This window comes from Mariniluteicoccus flavus (assembly GCF_054776655.1).
In genome coordinates this window covers 240,886-258,005 of sequence record NZ_BAAHBN010000006.1, presented here as the reverse complement: position 1 = coordinate 258,005, position 17,120 = coordinate 240,886, and the positions used below count along the sequence as shown (strand labels likewise).

Annotated in this window: 19 protein-coding genes; 8 read left to right on the top strand and 11 right to left on the bottom strand. The window is 66.3% G+C overall.

Annotation, left to right across the window (positions count from 1 at the left end; genetic code table 11):
* The 3 genes from ACYVAG_RS12225 to ACYVAG_RS12215 all read left to right on the top strand — a co-directional run.
* Nucleotides 1–352, top strand: a 352-nt coding sequence (locus tag ACYVAG_RS12225; RefSeq protein ID WP_460770028.1) for an integrase core domain-containing protein, incomplete at its 5' end; no start/stop codon positions are given.
* Entirely contained in the window at nucleotides 324–1,964 is a 1,641-nt protein-coding gene (locus ACYVAG_RS12220) for an AAA family ATPase (protein WP_460770027.1), read from the top strand. The genes ACYVAG_RS12225 and ACYVAG_RS12220, both read left to right, overlap by 29 nt.
* Before the next feature lie 130 nt (nucleotides 1,965–2,094).
* Nucleotides 2,095–3,204, top strand: coding sequence for a DNA cytosine methyltransferase (locus ACYVAG_RS12215; protein ID WP_460770026.1), 1,110 nt, complete (start codon nucleotides 2,095–2,097; stop codon nucleotides 3,202–3,204).
* A gap of 3 nt (nucleotides 3,205–3,207) precedes the next feature.
* On the opposite strand, the gene ACYVAG_RS12210 is transcribed toward ACYVAG_RS12215, so the two are convergent.
* The gene (locus ACYVAG_RS12210; protein WP_460770024.1) at nucleotides 3,208–5,148 is read right to left on the bottom strand and encodes an ATP-binding protein; all 1,941 of its coding nucleotides are present in this window, start codon (nucleotides 5,146–5,148) and stop codon (nucleotides 3,208–3,210) included.
* A 120-nt stretch (nucleotides 5,149–5,268) separates the two neighbouring features.
* Nucleotides 5,269–6,261 (bottom strand): DNA-processing protein DprA, encoded by a 993-nt coding sequence (gene dprA, locus ACYVAG_RS12205; protein WP_460770023.1) that lies wholly within the window; start codon nucleotides 6,259–6,261, stop codon nucleotides 5,269–5,271.
* 196 nt (nucleotides 6,262–6,457) lie between these two features.
* Here dprA and ACYVAG_RS12200 point away from each other — a divergent pair, with 196 nt between their 5' ends.
* On the top strand, nucleotides 6,458–6,829 hold the full coding sequence (locus tag ACYVAG_RS12200) for a sulfate permease (RefSeq protein ID WP_460770021.1): 372 nt from the start codon (nucleotides 6,458–6,460) through the stop codon (nucleotides 6,827–6,829).
* Nucleotides 6,830–7,300: 471 nt separating this feature from the next.
* Here ACYVAG_RS12200 and ACYVAG_RS12195 read toward each other — a convergent pair whose 3' ends face one another.
* The 5 genes from ACYVAG_RS12195 to ACYVAG_RS12175 all read right to left on the bottom strand — a co-directional run bounded on the left by ACYVAG_RS12195 (nucleotide 7,301) and on the right by ACYVAG_RS12175 (nucleotide 12,445).
* On the bottom strand, nucleotides 7,301–8,572 hold the full coding sequence (locus ACYVAG_RS12195) for an IS110 family RNA-guided transposase (protein ID WP_460769628.1): 1,272 nt from the start codon (nucleotides 8,570–8,572) through the stop codon (nucleotides 7,301–7,303).
* 291 nt (nucleotides 8,573–8,863) lie between these two features.
* Nucleotides 8,864–9,367 carry a DUF4411 family protein gene (locus ACYVAG_RS12190; RefSeq protein ID WP_460770020.1) on the bottom strand — a complete coding sequence of 168 codons (504 nt, stop codon included), beginning with the start codon at nucleotides 9,365–9,367 and terminating at the stop codon, nucleotides 8,864–8,866.
* On the bottom strand, nucleotides 9,367–10,524 hold the full coding sequence (locus tag ACYVAG_RS12185; RefSeq protein WP_460770018.1) for an ImmA/IrrE family metallo-endopeptidase: 1,158 nt from the start codon (nucleotides 10,522–10,524) through the stop codon (nucleotides 9,367–9,369). Before ACYVAG_RS12185 ends, ACYVAG_RS12190 begins: the two co-directional genes overlap by 1 nt.
* Nucleotides 10,525–11,060: 536 nt before the next feature.
* The gene (locus ACYVAG_RS12180) at nucleotides 11,061–11,702 is read right to left on the bottom strand and encodes an oxygenase MpaB family protein (RefSeq protein ID WP_460770041.1); all 642 of its coding nucleotides are present in this window, start codon (nucleotides 11,700–11,702) and stop codon (nucleotides 11,061–11,063) included.
* Between the two features lie 119 nt (nucleotides 11,703–11,821).
* Complete coding sequence (locus tag ACYVAG_RS12175) at nucleotides 11,822–12,445, bottom strand: VOC family protein (RefSeq protein ID WP_460770016.1); 624 nt, start codon at nucleotides 12,443–12,445, stop codon at nucleotides 11,822–11,824.
* A 58-nt stretch (nucleotides 12,446–12,503) separates the two neighbouring features.
* Here ACYVAG_RS12175 and ACYVAG_RS12170 point away from each other — a divergent pair, with 58 nt between their 5' ends.
* Together ACYVAG_RS12170 and ACYVAG_RS12165 are read left to right on the top strand one after the other, a co-directional pair.
* Complete coding sequence (locus ACYVAG_RS12170) at nucleotides 12,504–13,565, top strand: DUF2207 domain-containing protein (protein ID WP_460770014.1); 1,062 nt, start codon at nucleotides 12,504–12,506, stop codon at nucleotides 13,563–13,565.
* A gap of 3 nt (nucleotides 13,566–13,568) precedes the next feature.
* On the top strand, nucleotides 13,569–14,312 hold the full coding sequence (locus tag ACYVAG_RS12165) for a TSUP family transporter (protein ID WP_460770013.1): 744 nt from the start codon (nucleotides 13,569–13,571) through the stop codon (nucleotides 14,310–14,312).
* Nucleotides 14,313–14,316: 4 nt separating this feature from the next.
* On the opposite strand, the gene ACYVAG_RS12160 is transcribed toward ACYVAG_RS12165, so the two are convergent.
* Both ACYVAG_RS12160 and ACYVAG_RS12155 read right to left on the bottom strand, forming a co-directional pair.
* A complete protein-coding gene (locus ACYVAG_RS12160) occupies nucleotides 14,317–14,442 on the bottom strand; it encodes a hypothetical protein (protein WP_460770011.1) in 126 nt (41 codons plus the stop codon).
* Nucleotides 14,443–14,474: 32 nt separating this feature from the next.
* Complete coding sequence (locus tag ACYVAG_RS12155; protein ID WP_460770010.1) at nucleotides 14,475–15,002, bottom strand: hypothetical protein; 528 nt, start codon at nucleotides 15,000–15,002, stop codon at nucleotides 14,475–14,477.
* 95 nt (nucleotides 15,003–15,097) lie between these two features.
* On the opposite strand from ACYVAG_RS12155, the gene ACYVAG_RS12150 reads away from it, so the two are divergent.
* On the top strand, nucleotides 15,098–15,601 hold the full coding sequence (locus ACYVAG_RS12150; protein WP_460770009.1) for a GNAT family N-acetyltransferase: 504 nt from the start codon (nucleotides 15,098–15,100) through the stop codon (nucleotides 15,599–15,601).
* Nucleotides 15,602–15,652: 51 nt separating this feature from the next.
* Here the strand turns inward: ACYVAG_RS12150 and ACYVAG_RS12145 are convergent, their stop codons facing one another.
* Nucleotides 15,653–15,859 (bottom strand): cold-shock protein, encoded by a 207-nt coding sequence (locus ACYVAG_RS12145; protein ID WP_460770007.1) that lies wholly within the window; start codon nucleotides 15,857–15,859, stop codon nucleotides 15,653–15,655.
* Between the two features lie 212 nt (nucleotides 15,860–16,071).
* The gene (locus tag ACYVAG_RS12140) at nucleotides 16,072–16,500 is read right to left on the bottom strand and encodes a hypothetical protein (RefSeq protein WP_460770006.1); all 429 of its coding nucleotides are present in this window, start codon (nucleotides 16,498–16,500) and stop codon (nucleotides 16,072–16,074) included.
* 171 nt (nucleotides 16,501–16,671) lie between these two features.
* Here ACYVAG_RS12140 and ACYVAG_RS12135 point away from each other — a divergent pair, with 171 nt between their 5' ends.
* The gene (locus ACYVAG_RS12135) at nucleotides 16,672–17,109 is read left to right on the top strand and encodes an arsenate-mycothiol transferase ArsC (RefSeq protein ID WP_460770004.1); all 438 of its coding nucleotides are present in this window, start codon (nucleotides 16,672–16,674) and stop codon (nucleotides 17,107–17,109) included.
* The last annotated feature ends 11 nt before the right edge of the window (nucleotides 17,110–17,120 follow it).

Here is a 17,120-nt window from a genome sequence, read left to right as displayed (position 1 = left end):
GGACACCCTCGAGGGGCTGGTGCACCACAGCGACCACGGCGTCCAGTACGTCGCCATTTCCTATACCGAACGGCTCGCGCAGGCCGGGATCGAGGCCTCGGTCGGGTCTGTCGGCGACTCCTACGACAACGCCGCCGCCGAAGCGGTGAACCGGCTCTACAAGAAGGAGCTCGTCTGGCGAGAGGGCCCTTGGAGCGGGATCGAGGCCGTCGAGGCCGCGACCTTGTCCTGGGTCGACTGGTACAACCACCGACGCCTGCACGGCCACTGCAACGACACCCCGCCCGCCGAGCACGAAACCACCTACTACGCTGCACTCAACCGTGCCCCGGCAACCGCCAGCACGGCATAACCCGCCCTCCACGAAACCCGGGGCGACTCACCGCGACGACACCCCGGAACTGGTCGACGTTCACCGCTTCACCCACGCTTGGGAGAAGACCGCCTCACTCGAGCTGCGCCACGGACGCGCCCAAGCCATCGACTCCTACCTCGCCCATCAGCGCATCACCGGCGGCGACGCCGAGACCATGACCGATGCCGCCTACAACGCATGGCGAGCCGACCGCGACAACGGGCTCGTATCAGTGCTCATCGCCGAGACCCACGAAGACGTGACCACCCTCAACCGACGAGCCCGCGCCGACCTGATCCACAACAAGACGCTGAACCCCGACCGTGAGGTCGAACTGCGCGACGGCACCGCCGCCGGTGTCGGCGACACCATCATCACACGCGTCAACAATCGGAACCTCTGCACCGTGACCGGGCGGGACTGGGTGCGTAACGGCGATGTCTGGACCATCACCGCCGTCGGTGACGACGGGACTCTCACCATCGCGCGCGACTACGGGACCGGCACCACCGTCCGCGAAGACGGGACCATCGCACTACGGAAGCGTGGGCGAAGGTTCGGTAACAGCATCGTCCTGCCAGCCTCGTATGTCTCCGAGAATGTTGATCTCGGCTACGCAGTCACCGCCTTCCGAGCCCAAGGCATCACGACCGACACCGCGCATGTGCTGGTCGAACCAACCTCGACCAGAGAGACCTTCTACGTCGCGATGACCCGAGGGCGGCACTCCAACCGCGCCTACGTCACCCTTGACCGCGCCGACGACCATGCCCAGCCGCACCCCGGCGACGACCCCAACGCGACCGCGCGAAGCGTGCTCTACGGCGTGCTGCAGCACAGCGGCGCCGAACTCTCGGCCCACGAGACAATCGTTGCCGAGCAGGAGCAGTGGGGCTCGATCGCCCAACTTGCCGCCGAGTACGAGACCATCGCCGCCGCAGCACAGTACGACCGCTGGGCCACCCTCATCCGCTGCTCCGGGCTCACCGACGACCAGGCCGACAGCGCCATCGAGTCCGAGGCATTCGGACCGCTCACCGCCGAACTCCGCCGCGCCGAAGCGAACCATCACGACATCGACTCGCTCCTGCCGCGTCTGGTCGCAGCGCGAGGGTTCAGTGACGCCGACAACATCGCCGCCGTCCTCCACTACCGCGTCGAACGAACGACCGCGCGGCCATCAGGATCGGGACGACCCCGGAAACCACCGCGACTTATCGCCGGCCTCCTACCACAGGCCCGCGGTGTGACCGACGCCGAGATGCAAGCAGCACTCGACGAACGAGAAGTACTGATCGAAGCCCGCGCCGACGCGATACTCGACGCTGCGCTGACCGAGAGCGCACCGTGGACGACGGCACTTGGTGCGCCGCCCGCCGACCGACGACAAGCGGCAACTTGGCGCAAGTCTGCACGCGTGATCGCCGCCTACCGAGACCGGTACCGCATCACTAACGACGCACCCCTCGGAGCCCCGCCTGAGTCGGCCGCCCAGAAGATCGACGCCGCACGGGCAAGAGCCGCGCTCAGACAGGCGACGGACATCGCCACAGCGCCATCGGTCACGCGTTCTCGGGTGCGAACCGAACCGCCGTCTCGTCGCCTGTAGACCTTGGGGCAGGAGGTCAGACCCACCCAGTAGGATCAGAAGATGAGCTTGCTGCGTGCTCGCCGCAAGATCGTGGTCAGCCGTGAACCGAAGGGTGACAACTCGCCGAGGCAGTGAAGGTAGGTGTTGAGTGCGAACGACCGTGCACAAGCCAACAGACTCGCTCCCGGATGAGACGTGCATTGATGGCGCTTCGGGAGGTTCGCGGCCCAAAGCAGTCGATCTGTTTGCCGGTGCTGGTGGAGCAACCCAGGGGTTGATCGATGCCGGGTTCGACGTGATCGGCGCTGTTGAGTTTGACACCACCGCTGCCCAGTCCTACCGCCTGAATCACGAACGTACGCGGCTGTGGGAGCGGGACATTCGGCAGGTTAGCGCAGCCGAGGTGAAGCGCGAGCTAGAGCTGAAGACGGGCGAGTTGACGCTGCTGAAGGCGTGCCCGCCTTGTCAAGGATTTTCCTCGCTCGCAGAAGGCCGCATTCAGGGCGACGATCCTCGCAATGATCTGGTGAACCACACGGTCAGATTCGTTCGAGCGCTCAGACCCCGCGCCGTATTGGTCGAAAACGTGCCCGGGCTGGGGCGTGACAGGCGGTCCACAGAACTACTGACTGCACTGAGCCGGATGGGCTACAACGCGCGTTCCTACCATGTAAATGCGGTCGAGTTCGGCGTACCGCAGCGACGCAAGCGACTCATCATCCTGGCCTTGCGCGGCACGCGCACGCCACTCCCTCAGTCTCTCACCACAACCGATCCCGAGACGCCCGTGACAGTGCGAGACGCCTTCCGTCAGCTGGAGGCTGAAGTCCCTGCTGATGATCCACTCGGCGTGCATCGCATCCTGCCGGACAACGTGCTCAGAAGGGTTCAAGCGATCCCCGTGGGTGGCAATCGCCGCGACCTTCCGGAGCACCTTCAGCTCGAATGCCACAAGAAGTTGGCCAAAGAGAAGAAGAGCGGGGCGTCCGGGTCGTACGGACGGCTTCACTGGGATCAGCCTGCGCCGACGATGACGACTCGGTGCACAACGCCGGCTTGTGGGCCTTTTCTGCATCCAGAGGAGCATCGACCGATCACTCTGCGCGAGGCGGCGGCGATTCAGACGTTTCCGCCGGACTACAAGTTCGCCGGTACGAGAGGTGCCGTTGAGCGCCAGATTGGCAACGCCGTCCCCGTACGAATGGCAGCCAGGATCGCAGGTGCGCTGCTCGACTCGCTCGAAGGACGAGCTGCGTAGCAACTATTCGGCATTGTCCTCACCTGGCCCGGTCTCCGCGCTCGGTGCAGTCTCGGTAGCGGAGTCGCTTTGGATCGCCTGAATCCGTGGGTCGTCCTGGGGTGCGCGTTCAGTGATCACGTCGAGGTAGTCACGATGCAGACGCTCGGCGGCCTCAAGAAGATGGTCCCAAGGTGAGATTCGGTAGCCGAGGTCCTTCATGCTCTGAATCTCGCTATTGATCCCTGGCTCATCCTTAAGCCCAGAGTGGATCATCACGCCGAGAATCTGGGAACGTTGAGTAGAAAAGTTGCCCGCCTTGTCGTTCCGGTCACGAAGCGTGTTTACGTATCCTCGCAGTTGGCCGAGTTCCTTGAGGCCGATCTTGTCGCCGGGTCGTTTCACCTCGACTACGATCGCGGTGCTGCTGTCTCCGATGCAGAGGAAGTCGAGCCTGCGCTGATCTCCCTCGCTGACCTCAGAGTGGAATGTCTCACGCAAGACCGTTTCGAGGGAACGTTCGTGATGGAGCAGTTGCCACATGGGGTCGATGATCCACGGATGGTCACGCAGGAGGTCCTGCATGGTCGGCTTCTCGGGGGCGCGTTCCTTGATAAGCCGCTTGAGGGTCTGGATCACGACCACCCGGCCGCGTACAAGCTGTGCGGCCTGGACGGCCTCCAGAATGTCCCACTCGCTCATCAAGTCGAGGATGGACTTCTGGTCAGATGCAGTGAGTTCGCTGAGTTCCTTAAGCAGTGCGAAGAACTGCTCGTTCTCGTAGGCATTCAGGAGGATCTCGACGATCTGATCGAGCCGGTCAGACTCCATCGTCGGGGAATCGGCGAGCGTTTGAATCGCCTTGAGGAGCTCCTTCTGCTGCCGCTCCGGAAACTTCTCGATCCGCTTCATGTAGGTCGTGGAGACTCTGAGACGTTCCTTCTGTCTCTTGGCGCGGGCAGCGGCCCACTTGCGCAGAGACTCCCGCAGCATGCCTTGGCCCCATTCCAGGATCGGCTGCGCGATGGGATGCTCCCACAGGACTGTGGCGCGGTCGGTGGCGATCAAGTCGTCGGAGTAGGAGTCGAGTCCGTCCACGAATACCTCGCCGGTGAGGTACTGAAGCCCCAGCTGGTTCTGAGTTCCACCGCTCATGTCGAAGAAGAACGGGGTCTGGACCAGTTTGCCTCTGGAGAGCACGGAAATGCCTCGGATGTCATCGTTCTTGATCGGCTTCTCGGTGAATCCGACCCACCACTGGACTGTTCCGACGCCTGGCAGGTCAACAGTGTCGAGACCGGTCTCTGGATAGCGGAACTGGAGTTCCGTCTCGTCCGAGGCGAGTGCGTCGTTGTTGAGTGTGACCTGGAAGGCATTGCTGAGGATCGAGAATCGTCGTCCCATGCTCCTTCGGAACGATGCAGACGGAATGCGATTCTTCAATTGAAGTTCGGTCAGACGTACCTCAGTCCCGTTGGGTCGCGCCTCGTCAGGCAGGAGCGCCCTGTCCTCGAGCACAACAGGACGGTACGTGTTGGTGTTGCTGCTCACGAGGTCGTCGTAGCTCATCTGGAATGAGGTGAGATGACCGTCGCTGACAGTTGCGATCGTGACGATCTTGGCGATGCCGAAACCGGCGAGCTTTCCGAGGCCCTTGCGCCCGAGAACAAGCCGACCGCCCGGTGAACGGTCGGCGCCGGAGGCCCGTCGATCCCTCCCGACGAGCAAGTACTTGTCGTTCACGTCCTCGAAGGTCATTCCGAGCCCGTCGTCTCGGATCACGATCTCAGAGTTCGCATCGAGAGGCGTGTCGAGGGGAACCTCGATCTGTACCGAGGTCGCGTCGGCATCGTAGGCATTCGCGACCAGCTCCGCGATGGCTGGCACCGCGCCCGAGTACATCTGCAGCCCGAGATGGCGAACTAGCGACCCCGCGAAGTCCATCGTCAACTCTCGACTGCTCACAGGACTCCTTCCGCAGGAACGAAGGTTCCGCGAGGAGGCGTCAGAACCGCATGGCTAGAGTCTACTCGCCTCGCTTCACGCACCCGATGGCGTTGCCCGACTGGGCCGCGTGGTGAGTGGCTACAGCACCGGTTGGTCCGACCGCGACGTCGCCGTGCGAGCGTGCTCGTACGCATGTCGCTCGCCTACAGGCGTGAGGTCCTCCGCCTGGCGGACACCGATGATCTGTTCAGAGTGCGTCACGATGCGAGCGATCCCCAGTTCCAGCAACTCGTGCGGCCCATTGCTCGTTGCGCTGGTCACAGGGCCGGGGACAGCTCCGACGGCGCGGCCGAGTTCGTGCGCGCGCCGGGCGACGGTCATTGATCCAGAGCGAACGCCGGCCTCAACCACGACGGTGGTCGCGGAGAGTGCGGCCATCAGCCGCGCCCGAGCGAGGAAGCGATGGCGGGTCGGCGCCGCACCTGGTGGAACCTCGCTGACCATGAGGCCGAGGTCTGCCATTCGTTCAAGCAGTTCTCGGTGACCCATCGGGTAAGGGCGATCAACGCCGTTCGTCATAACCGCGATCGTGTCGCCACCGGATGCCAGGGCCGCTCGATGGGCAGCCCCTTCGATGCCGTACGCGCCGCCCGCAACCACTACCCGTTCAGCGTTGGCGAGGTCGGAAGCCAGCTCTCCGGCCACGTGCTCGCCGTAGGAGGTCGCGGCCCTGGCGCCGGTGATCGTTACGAACTCACTGAGCGGTCGCGCCAGGAACGAGGTAGCGCCACGAGTCCACAGGACGTATGGCCGCCGATCACCAAGATCGTCGAGCGCGGACGGCCAATCTTGGTCGCCAGGGATCAGCATTCCAATACCCATGCGCTGGGCTTGGACGATGCGCTGGGAGTGTGTCTGAGCGTCTGAACGCTCGAACTGGGCGCGCCAGACCCCTGCGTCAACGGTGCCGAGGCCCGGCACGCCATCGTCACGCTCGGCGAGCCGGAGCACCTCAACCGCTCCCACGTCGCCCAGGAGACGGCCTGTCACGGCATCGTCTGGTTCGACGATCATCGACAGTGCCATCCGTGCTGTGCGCTCGTCCTGGACTACCTGGCTCAGGTTCGCCATCGTCGGTTCCTCTCGCTCCTACAGAGAGGTGCGCGCGGAGACGCGGATGTCGGAGGGTTCCGTGAACGCCAACCCGGGCGTACAGTGGTCGGTGAGGCAGGTTCTCCTTATATCGCGGGTCCTTCAGGACGGCCTTCGGGCACTCATACACGTTCTGCCTCCTCGACGGAGATACACGTGTGACGAGAGGCCCGTCATGTTCCGCTTCATCTGGACGCTCAGCGTTCGCACCCGCGACTACCTTCATCGCTACATGCCGAGCAACCGACTGCTCGCCGCCATCCGCACTCGACGCGGACTCAAGTTGGGGCTACCCGCGATGCTGGTTGCTCTGCCGTACTTCCTCATCGCCTACGCCTGTTCCGCCGCGGTCGCCGACGGCGGCCCCGGTTGGCTGCACCTCGTCGTGCTGTGGGCGTGCTGGAACGCACTCAAGTTCATCATCATGGGACCCGTGAGCGTTGTGCTGCTTGTCCGCGCACGCCGGCACGAGGCCGCGATCCGTCGCCATCAGCGCCGCGAGGCCTCCGCTGAGGCAGATACTCGCGTCCCTGTTCTGCACTCCTAGAATCACCCGACTGCGGTCAGGGACGAGGCGACGCGAGACCGGTGCCCACCACCAGGCCGGATCGCGATGCCGTGCGATGCCAGCGCGTGCCGGACAGCCTGAGGCCCCACCCCAACCTTCACGCCGACCTCTACCAGCGTCAACCCGCTGAGGTAGAGGTCGGCTGCTTCATGGATGCGGGAGCGGTCGAAGCTTCCCCGTCGGATCGGAACCTCCCGACGAATCAGGTGGGCGGCCACCGTTCGGCGGTTCACTCCGAACCGCGTCGCCAACTCCACAAGCGTCGCTCCCGACCGATACTCCGCCACCAGATCGTCGACCTGCTCGGGGCGCAGAAGGGTTTGAGCCATCTCAAGTGACCGCACCATCCGACCCCGCGAGTCCGCCACCGTTGGCCCCGACGAACGCCGGTCCTGCTTGTAGAAGCCGCGTGACCTGCGCAAAGATAGGGTCTGATGCTCCTATCTGGTGTCAAGCTGCTGTGAGCCATTCTCGGTAGCGGTGGGCGAGGTCGTCGCTGCGTCTCTTGCCGAGTTCGATCTCGGAGATTCGTGCGGGCCAGGTGCCGCAGGCTTCGGCGGCGTTGGTGAGGGTGATGTTCTTGGCTTGGCGGGCGGGTCGTAGGTCGGTGTAGTTCGGGATCTCGCAGTGGCCGGTCAGGGCGCGGTAGACCTCTCGGGCGAGTGCTCGTTTGAGGGAACGGTAGACGGCTGCGAGGGTCCAGCCGGCGTCGAGGTGCTTGTCGCGGTAGTCGCGGGTGCGTTGGTCATGGCTCATGCGGACCTTGATGGCTTGGTGGAGGGCCCAGTTGGCCTGCCGATCGCCGCCGCGGGAGAGGCGGTGGCGTTGGGTCTTGCCGGATGAGACGGGGATGGGGCTGGTTCCGCAGAGCGCGGCGAAGGAAGCGGGGCTGCGCAGCCGGTCGGGGTTGTCTCCGGCAGTGATGAGCAGGACTGCTGCCAGGGCTGGGCCGATGCCATGGATGGCGCGCAGCCCGGGATTCCTTGCCGTGGTGTGGGTGTCGAGTTGCGCGTCGAGGTCGTCGAGTTCGGCGCGCAGGAACTGGTGGCGTCGGGCCAGGCTGCGCAGGGCTCGCAAGGTGGTGGCGTCGGCCAGGTCGTTGATCTGGTCCGGGCGAGTGGCGGCAAGCAGGTCAACGAGCTTGTCACGGCCCAGATCACGGTACTTGTCACGCAGCCGGGGGCTGGCGTTGATCAAGATGGAGCCGATCTGGCGCCAGCAGGCCTGGAGGGATTTGTTGGCGCTTCGGCGGGTCACCACCAGAGCGCGCAGAGATTCGATCGTGTCGCGCTTGGGGTGGGTGGTGGCCTCGCCGGAGATCACGGAGCGGGCGGCGCGGTAGGCGTCGAGACGGTCGGTCTTGCCTTGTTTGCGGCGCTCCGCGGGCCGGGTGCGGTTGACCTCGACCACCTGGATGCCGTTGCGGCGCAAGGCCGCGGTGATCCCGACGCCGTAGCTGGAGGTGCCCTCGATGCCGACCGCGGCGACAGGTCCGTGCTTGGCTAGCCAGGCCACGGCTTTGCGGTAGCCGACGGTGGTGGTGGCGAACTCGTGATCGGTGACCTCCAAACCAGTAGCAGTGATCACCGCGATGTGGATGGTGTCCTTGCGGGAGTCGATCCCGGCGACGCGGTCGCCGGGGTTTGTCATGATGGTCATGGCCTGTTCCTGATCGTCGGGATGGGTCAGGTGGCGGCCGCTTCGGTCAGACAGGACATACACCGGACTCGCGATCAGGCTCGTATTAGGTCATGGCCGGGCGGTCGTCACCCAGGCCTTGGAGAGCCGGACTGATCAGATTGTCGGTAGCCCAGCAGGACACCAGTCAGAGGCAGGGTCACGACTCCCCAAGACGCTTTCCATCATGTATGTCAGAGAAACGGTGTAAGAAGGCCACGCTCGGCATAGGCGACAGGCAGCGGTCACAGGTGTACGCACTGAAGGAGGAGCGAACTCGCCCCTTTGCTCAGCTGCTCCATGTCCAAGATGTTCTACCAGCGATGGGCGTATCAGTCACGGTGTGGATGCGCCCGCACTGAGGTCGAGCCGGGCTCCGGTCTGGCGGAGCATCTGGAAGGTGTCGGTCGTGCCGACGCCCATAGCCAGGCAAGCGTCAGGGATCAACACCCTGGCTCGGGCGTTGGGTTGGGCGCGTTCGTGGGTGACCACCGTGTGCTGGTGCTCGCGAGCGTAGGCGACAAGGAGATAGTCGGCATTGGTGCCGGTGAATTCGGCTAGCGCTGCTGGGGTGAAGCTTCGTGAGGTCGCCCAAGTGGTGAGGTCGCCGAAGTGTTGTGTAGTGCCTTGATCGATGGTTCGGAAGAATGCGGCGTTGGCATGTGCCCAGGCGGCGAGCTCGTCGTTACCGTCAAGGAGCTCGACGCGGACCGCGTCGATGCTGCAGGCCACGGATTGTCGGTGGGCCTGATCGAGCCAGGCCCAGAATCCAGGGGCGATGTCGAAGGCGTAGTAACGGTTCTTGGCCTCGATGAGCACGTTGGCGTCGATCAGATACATCAGGCGACCCCCAACTCGGCGGCCAGGTTCTCGAAGGTTGCGTGTTTCTTGGTGCCGAGCAAGCGGTAGGCGTCCCGGTAGGTGGTGGACCCTTCGAAGGCGCTGGCGATCACGGCCTGGGCGAACTGACGGCTAAGTCGAATCGGCTGCGTGTAGTAATAGTTGCCACCGGAGTTCTCGCTGCGCCTCGCCGCGAGGATGCTGATCACGCGGTCCCGCTCGTTCTCATAGCGCTCTCGATAGTCCTCCCAGGTTAGGAGCCGAGCGTCGAAGATGCGTTTGAGTACCACTAGGGTGCTCACTCGGTATTTCTTAGCCAGGCGCTCCAACTCCTCGATGTTCGCTTCTCCGCGGTAGTCGCTGAGTAGTGTGGTCAGCGGGACTAGCACTTCGGCGGCGACTTGGTTGCACCACAGTTCCTCGGTCACCCCGTGGTTAGCGGTCATGGCCGCATCGGACAGGGCGCTTGCTCCCAGCCATACGTGAGCCAGTTCGTGGATCATGGTGAAGATCTGTGCGGCCTTGGTGTCAGCGCCGTTGACGAAGATCAGCGGTACGAGCGGGTCGGATAGTGCGAACCCTCGGAACTCTTCAGGGTTGAGTTTACGATGAGTGTTCGCGCCAACGACGCCATTGATCATCACCAAGACGCCTATGTTCTCGATGCGGTCGATCAGACGTCGTAAAGCGTCCTCCCAGCTGGAGAAGGTGCTCCGTTCGGTCAGATCGAAGCCAAGCAAGTCGCGCATCTGGTCCGCGACAAGCACCGGCGGCGTCTCGGTCGTTGCGGAGCCGACAAACTCAGGTTCGCCCACGCCGTTCTCTTGCACATAGGTCCGGTACCAGTCCTGGCGGGTCTGGCACAGGTAGATCGTCTCCAACAGGTCAGCAGACGGCCGCGGGACCGCGACGTTCCCGATCGTGCGCATGTCTGGGATAGGCACGTCTTCCACTGGCGGTTCAGAGAGGAACAACAGCCCGAAAGGGGTATGAGTATCGCTGGCGAACTTCTCCAACTGCTTCAGCGTTGGACGCTGGGCACCAGAGACCCACCCATCGAGTTTGGGCGCACGACGTTCGACAGTCGCCTCGTCCCACCCCGCTCGTTCGACTGCCCACTGGAGTAGATCGGGGGCGACCTCAACGCGAACAGTCATCCCGTCACCTCCATTCAAGCTCCAGTCGAGATGCAACTCTGAGTGACAGTCTACGTAGCAGGACAGACAAGGGCATCGCCGACGAGCCGCTCTGGGAATGGTTCGCTGACAGCAGTTGCCCGTGACTTGCGCTGGTCACCGCTTCGTGTGCTCCCACACTGTCACCCGATGGATCCCGAACCGCTTGGCGATTGACATGGTGCTTTCGCCGGTTGCCTTTGCCGTTCGGATAGCGTCCACTTCCCTTTCCGTCAGGGGTGTTCGAGACCGTCTCGTAGGGGTCGCTACGACCCCAGGACCTGGCTCGGCTACCGGCGGTTCTTCGCTCGTGCCGACCCGTCTCGCCTCTTCCCACGCGGAACTCAGCCTCTCCAGCCGCTCCCACGTGTTCGGGCTGAGTCCACCGGCGTCCACGTACGTAAGATGAGAAAATCGAAACTTGCCCCGCCTGATGAACCAAAGCGACAGGAGGCGCGACCTTAATTTCCACGATGTAACCCAAGGTCATCGCTCGCGACCTCGCTCCAAGTTCGCGCTCAGTCGACGCGACCGCGTTCCCCCTGCAGCTTCCGCGCGTTCTCGATCAAGCGTACGCCATCTGGTCCCCACATCAGCCGCATGTAGTGCTGCTCGAACGGCGCCTGCTGCAGCACCCACACCAGCGGCAGCGCCGCCTTCGTGACGCCCACCGCGACAGCCGACCGCACCGGGCCCATCCCCAGCGACCTCCGCAGCTTGCCCGACGAGGCACCGATCGCGATCTGGCGGAACAGCCCGTGGTCGAGCGCGAATCCATAGATGGCGGCAGGCAGCTGCGACACGTGGAAGTTCTTCTTGATCTGCCCCGCGATCGCCTTCTCGAAGCCCTCGCTCGAGTCGGGCCAGACCGACATGGTCGGCGAGGTGCCGAAGAGGTCGGCGTACTTCTCATAGAGCGCGCCCAGGTCGGCCTTCGAGCGCTGGATCTCGTCCTCGGGGCCGCCGACCAACTCGCAGTACGCCGCGCTCTCCGCGAAGAAGCGCTCGCGCTCCTCCGGCGTGAGCCGGTGCGGGAGGAGGCCGTCGCGGAAGGCCAGGTTCTCGTACAACCACAGCATCGAGTGCAGCTCGGTCAGCGCCGCCCACATGGCGTCGCGCGGTGTTGCCCGCGAGCTTCTCGCGGCTGATGATCCGGTGATCGTTCTCGATGGTGGCGGTCACACCGATTCCTTCGTCTGGCTGGACTTTCGCAGACATCGTTGCGCGCTGCCGGGCAGTCACGGCACGGTGCAACCATCTTGGCTGTCAGTTGTCCCAGTCAGATCCTGAACCGCCCTCCCGGTCCCACGAACTCGGCGTGCAGGGCGGCCCGATCCGCCCGCCCGACAACGAGGTCGGTCCCGAGCGCCGCGAGCGCCGGCCGCACGGCGTCCGGGTCCGGGTGGGCCGCGGTGAACGCCACCAGCTCCAGCCGCGCCCCGGTCGTCACCGCCGGCGACGTCGACCCCCGCCAGTCGATCAGGAACGGCACGATTCCCGTGGGTTCGGCCGCCAACGGCATCGTCAGTGTCCACTCCAACAGGTCACCCGACTCCGTACGCCGGGCCCCGTCCCGCCCCGGGCCGACGTCCAGCCCGACCCCGCGTACGCGGTCCGCCGCCTCCGCCAGCGACGCCGGATGGGCGGCCCAGGTCGTGATGCGGCGCTCGGTGAGCCCGTCGAGCCCGAACGGGTGGGTCTCCCTGGGGTTGTCCGGGTCCACGGCGATGATCTCGAGATAGGCCTCGCCCCCCAACGACACCAGGGAATTGCGCGTCCCCATCGTCGGGTGCACGCCCCCGACCTCGGCCCGCACCCCCGTCGCCGCCTCCACCTCCGCCACGGTCGCGTCGAGGTCGGGCGTCGCGAGGACGAGGTGGTCGAGCAGCGTCGGTGCGGTCATGGACCCAGCCTAAGGAACGGCCACCGGCTAGCCTCGAACCACCGACGAGAGGACCCCGATGACCTTCCTGATCTTCCTGCTGCTCGGCCTGGTCGTGGTCGGCCTCGTCGTCCTCCACGGCAGGGCCAGCAGCGCCGGCCGCCAGTTGATCAGCCGCCACGACACCCTGTACGCCGGGGTCCCGCCCGGCACGCTGCCGCCGGCCCTCGACGGTCCCACGCGCCCGGCGACAGGCGACGACGTGAACACCGTCGTCGCCGTCCGGTTCGACCCGCCGCAGGGCATGCGCCCCGAGCAGGTCGGCATGGTGACCGACGCCAAGGTCGGCTCGCCCGACATCGCCGCCGCGATGATCGCGCTCGCCGTCGAGGGGTTCGTCCACCTGCGTCGCCTGCCACCCAGTCGGTGGAGCATCAGCCGCAGGCCGAAGCCCGAGTGGCTCGTCACGGTCAACCGCCTCGCGGGCCCCGAGGAGATCGGCCCCTTCCGGGCCGCCCTGCTCCAGGCGCTCACCTCCCTCGATCGCCCCGCGACGATCACCGAGCTCAAGCCGTTCCTCGCGCAGGTCGTGCCCGGCCTCAAGAAGTCGTTCGCCGCCGAACCCCAGCACGCCGCCTGGTATCCGAACCTCCGCGCCGGCTCCCTCCCCGTCTCCGCCATGTTCGGCCCCGGCGCCCGCGCCCGGTCGGCCCTCGGCAGCGCCCTGCGCTATCAGTCGGCGGCCTTCAAGCTGTTCCTCGAGAAGGCCGACGGCGACCGCCTGCGCTTCGAGGCGGGCGCGGGCGTCTTCAGCCGGTTCCTGCCGTGGGCGGTCGCGTACGGCGTCACCGACCAGTGGATCCACGCCTTCCAGGAGGCCGCGGCGGGCGCCGATCCCGGCCTCGCCACCTATTGGGCCGCCGACCTCGCCTGGTTCGGCGACTTCGGGGCGTTCGACGGTCTCGACCTGGACAGCTTCGGTGACGCGATGGGCGACTTCGGCGACGCGATCGGCGACCTGGGTGACGGACTGGGCGACCTCGCCTCCGACCTGTCCTCCGACGTCGGCGACGCGGGCGGCGGCAGCGACGGCGGCGGCGACGGCGGTGGGGGTGACGGCGGCGGGGGCGGCGGGGACTGAACCGTGACCGTCCTCGTCATCGCCGCGGTCGCCATCGTCGGCGGCGCCCTCCTGCAGCGCCTGTCCGGAACCGGCGTCGGGCTGGTCGTCGCGCCGACTCTGTCGGTGCTGCTCGGGCCCACCACCGGCGTGCTCGTCACCAACGCGACGACCACGGTGTCGGGATTCCTGATCATGCTCACCGTGCTGCAGCACGTCGAGTGGCGCCGCTTCGCCTGGATCATCGCCGCCGCGGCGCCGGGCGCGGTCGCCGGCGCGTACCTCGTCCACGCCCTCCCCGTCGCCTGGCTCCAGGTCGTCATCGGCGCCGTCGTCCTGCTCGCGCTGGCGACGTCCCTGGCGCTCCCCGACCTCCCGACCGTACGCGGCCGCGCGCCCATAGTGGTCGCGGGCGCGATCGGCGGCCTGTTCAACACCACCGCGGGCGTGGCCGCGCCCGCCATGGTCATCTATGCGCGCCTGGCGCGCTGGGACCAGCGCGCGTTCGCCGCCACACTCCAGCCGACGTTCATGTCGATGGGCGCGATGTCGGTGGTCCTGAAGACCGCGATGTCCCCCACGGGCCTGGCCGGGCTGCCGCCGTGGTGGGGGCTGCCGATCGTGGTCGCCCTGGTCCTCGCCGGCGTCGGCCTCGGCACGCTCGCCGCCCGCCGCGTCACCTCCCACCACGCGCGTACGCTCGCCCTCGTGCTCGCCGGCATCGGCGGCGCCGTCGTGCTGGGCAAGGGGCTGTGGGCGTTGGTCTGAGCCCTCAGAGGTACGCCTCCACCCGCTCCCGCCAGGCGGGGTTCACCAGCACCATCAGCTCGAGCCACCGCGTACGCCAGTCGCCGCCCGGGGAGCCGGCCCGCGCCATCTCCCGCGCCACGGGCTCCATCGCTCAGAACAGGAGGCCGCCGACGTCGGTCGTCATGTCGTTGCGGATGTCGCGCTCGCCCGCCCTGACCCGATAGCGCAGTTCGTCGCCGTGGGTCTCGATCCACGGGTGGGCGTCGGCGCGCGGCCGCACGTCGGCCACCCGATGAAGCCGGAGCGGTCGGAGGCCTCGAGCCACGCGAGGTGGCGTACGCGCCACTGCTCGTCGGCCGCGCCCATCAGCCAGGCCCACCGCTCCCGCGCCGCGGACCAGCGGAACGGCGCGCCGGGCGGCCGGGTCGCGGTCTCCCAGGCGTGGGCCTCGCGGAACGCGACGTCGCGGATCGCCCAGAACGCGAGGGTGTCGACCGACTCGGTCTCCCAGCGCCAGACGAGGTTGTCACCGTCGCGCATCGCATAGATCGCCGTGTCGTCGCGCACCTCCCAGAACGGCTCGCCGTCGGGGACGTGGTCCTGGGGCGGCGGGGTGGGGCGTACGCCGGTGGCCTCGGCGAGGCGATCGGCGACCCGCGCGAGCTGGCGCTCGATGCGGGCGGGCGCCAGACCGATCCGACGATTCATCACCCAAGGGTGACACAGGCGGACTTCGGCGACGGCAGGGGGTTTGGGTGTGGATAGGGGTGCAGACGGTCGTCCGCACGCGTTATGGTCCGCGCATGATCCGCCCCGTCACGATCCGCCCGGCGACCGAGCACGACCTGCCGGCGCTCACCGAGCTGTACAACCACTACATCCGGGAGACCGTGGCGACGTTCGCGATCACGCCGCTGACGGTGAACGAGCGGCGGCCGTGGTTCGCGAAGTTCGGGGCCGACGGCCCCGCGCAGTGCTTGGTCGCGATCGACGAGGAGTCGGAAGAGCTGCTGGGCTATTGCTCGACGGGCCAGGTCCGGCCGCTGGAGGCGTACGCCGGCTCGGTCGAGGTGTCGGTCTATCTGTCGCCGGAGTGCACCGGGCGCGGGATCGGCGACCGGCTGTACGCGGCCCTCTTCCCCCGGCTGCGCGGCGTCCACCGCGCGTACGCGTGCATCGCCGTGCCCAACGAGGGCTCGATCGCGCTGCACCGCAAGCATGGGTTCCGGTCGGTCGGGCGCTGGGCCGAGGCGGGGCGGAAGTTCGACCGCTGGATCGACGTGGAATGGATGGAGAAGCGGCTCTGAAACGCAGAACCGCCGCCCGGGAGACCCGGGCGGCGGTTCAGGAAGTCAGCGTCAGCGAGAGACGGTGATGTTCGAGGCCTGCAGGCCCTTGGGGCCCTGCTCGACGTCGTACTCGACCTTGTCGTTCTCGTTCAGCGAACGGTAGCCCGTCGAGTTGATCGCGGAGAAGTGGGCAAAGACGTCGGCGGTGCCGTCGTCGGGCTGGATGAAGCCGAAGCCCTTGTCGGCGTTGAACCACTTCACGGTGCCAGAAGCCATGATGTTTCCTCTTTCATTGAAGGTGGGAATGACCATTTGTCACACCCGATGCTGCTCGTAAAACGCCTTCTGAAGAAGAACCGCCAGGCTGGATGCCAAACTGCTTACTGCAAAGAACGAACCGAACAACACTTCAACCATACGCCCTCGGCTGTCATATGCCCAGCCCTGTCGATGAAACGATGAATGGTTCATGGAGTGTTCACCATGGGTCATTCGCCCAGGTCTCGGACGAGACTGCGGACGATGGCCTCATACATGGCCTTGCCCGCCGCGGCGACGACGGGATCGAAGAGCGCCGGGATGCCCTTGATCGACAGGGATTGGCGCCACTCGACGGTGGATGCCTTTTCGCCCGGGCCGCGGGTCGCGCTGATCTCGGCCGTGCCTCGGATCCATCGGCCGACCTTGACGATGCGGGCGTGGTCGGGGCCGAGTTCATGGACCTGCATCACGTCGTCGACGACGATCGGGCCGAGGCTGGTGCGGGCGGTCAGGGTGGACCCGATGGTGAGTGGGCGCGTCCAGATGAGGCGGGTGAGGGGGACGAGCTCGGTGTGACGATCGAGGTCGAGCAGGCGGTCGAGCGCGTCGGCGGGCTGCAGGGGCGTGCGGGCACGGACGACGAGATGGGCGGTCATGGTGCGATGGTCGCAGACTCCGGCCAGTCACACTGGCCGCGGGGCCCGAGCGACGGCGTACTCGGTGGTCGGCGTGACTTTTCGCTCATCAGTGACGATCTCGAGGCGTCCTGCGGCATCGAGATGGGCACTGGCGAGCGAAAAGTCGCACCCATCTGCCACGCTGGAGCCATGGAGCCCACTCGTCTCGGTCAGTCCAGGCCCGTCGTGCTGTTCGTGTGCGTCAAGAACGGCGGCAAGTCGCAGATGGCCGCCGCACTGATGCGTCAGCTGGCCGGCAACCGCGTCGAGGTCCACTCGGGCGGCACCCATCCCGGGTCCTCGCTCAACGACGAGTCGGTCGCGAGCCTGGCCGAGGTCGGCGCCTCGGTCGAGGGCGAGCACTGCAAGCCCATCGATCCGGATGTCCTCGCGCGCGCCGATCGCGTCGTGGTGCTCGGCCGCGACGCTGAGGTCGACCCGGTCCCCGGCATGCGCGGCATCATCGAGCGCTGGGACACCGACGAGCCCAGCAAGCGCGGCATCGGGGGCGCCGAGCGCTTGCGGCTCATCCGCGACGACATTGCCGCCCGCGTGCGCCACCTGGAACTGAAGCTCACCGGCGACTGACCGGTCCGTTC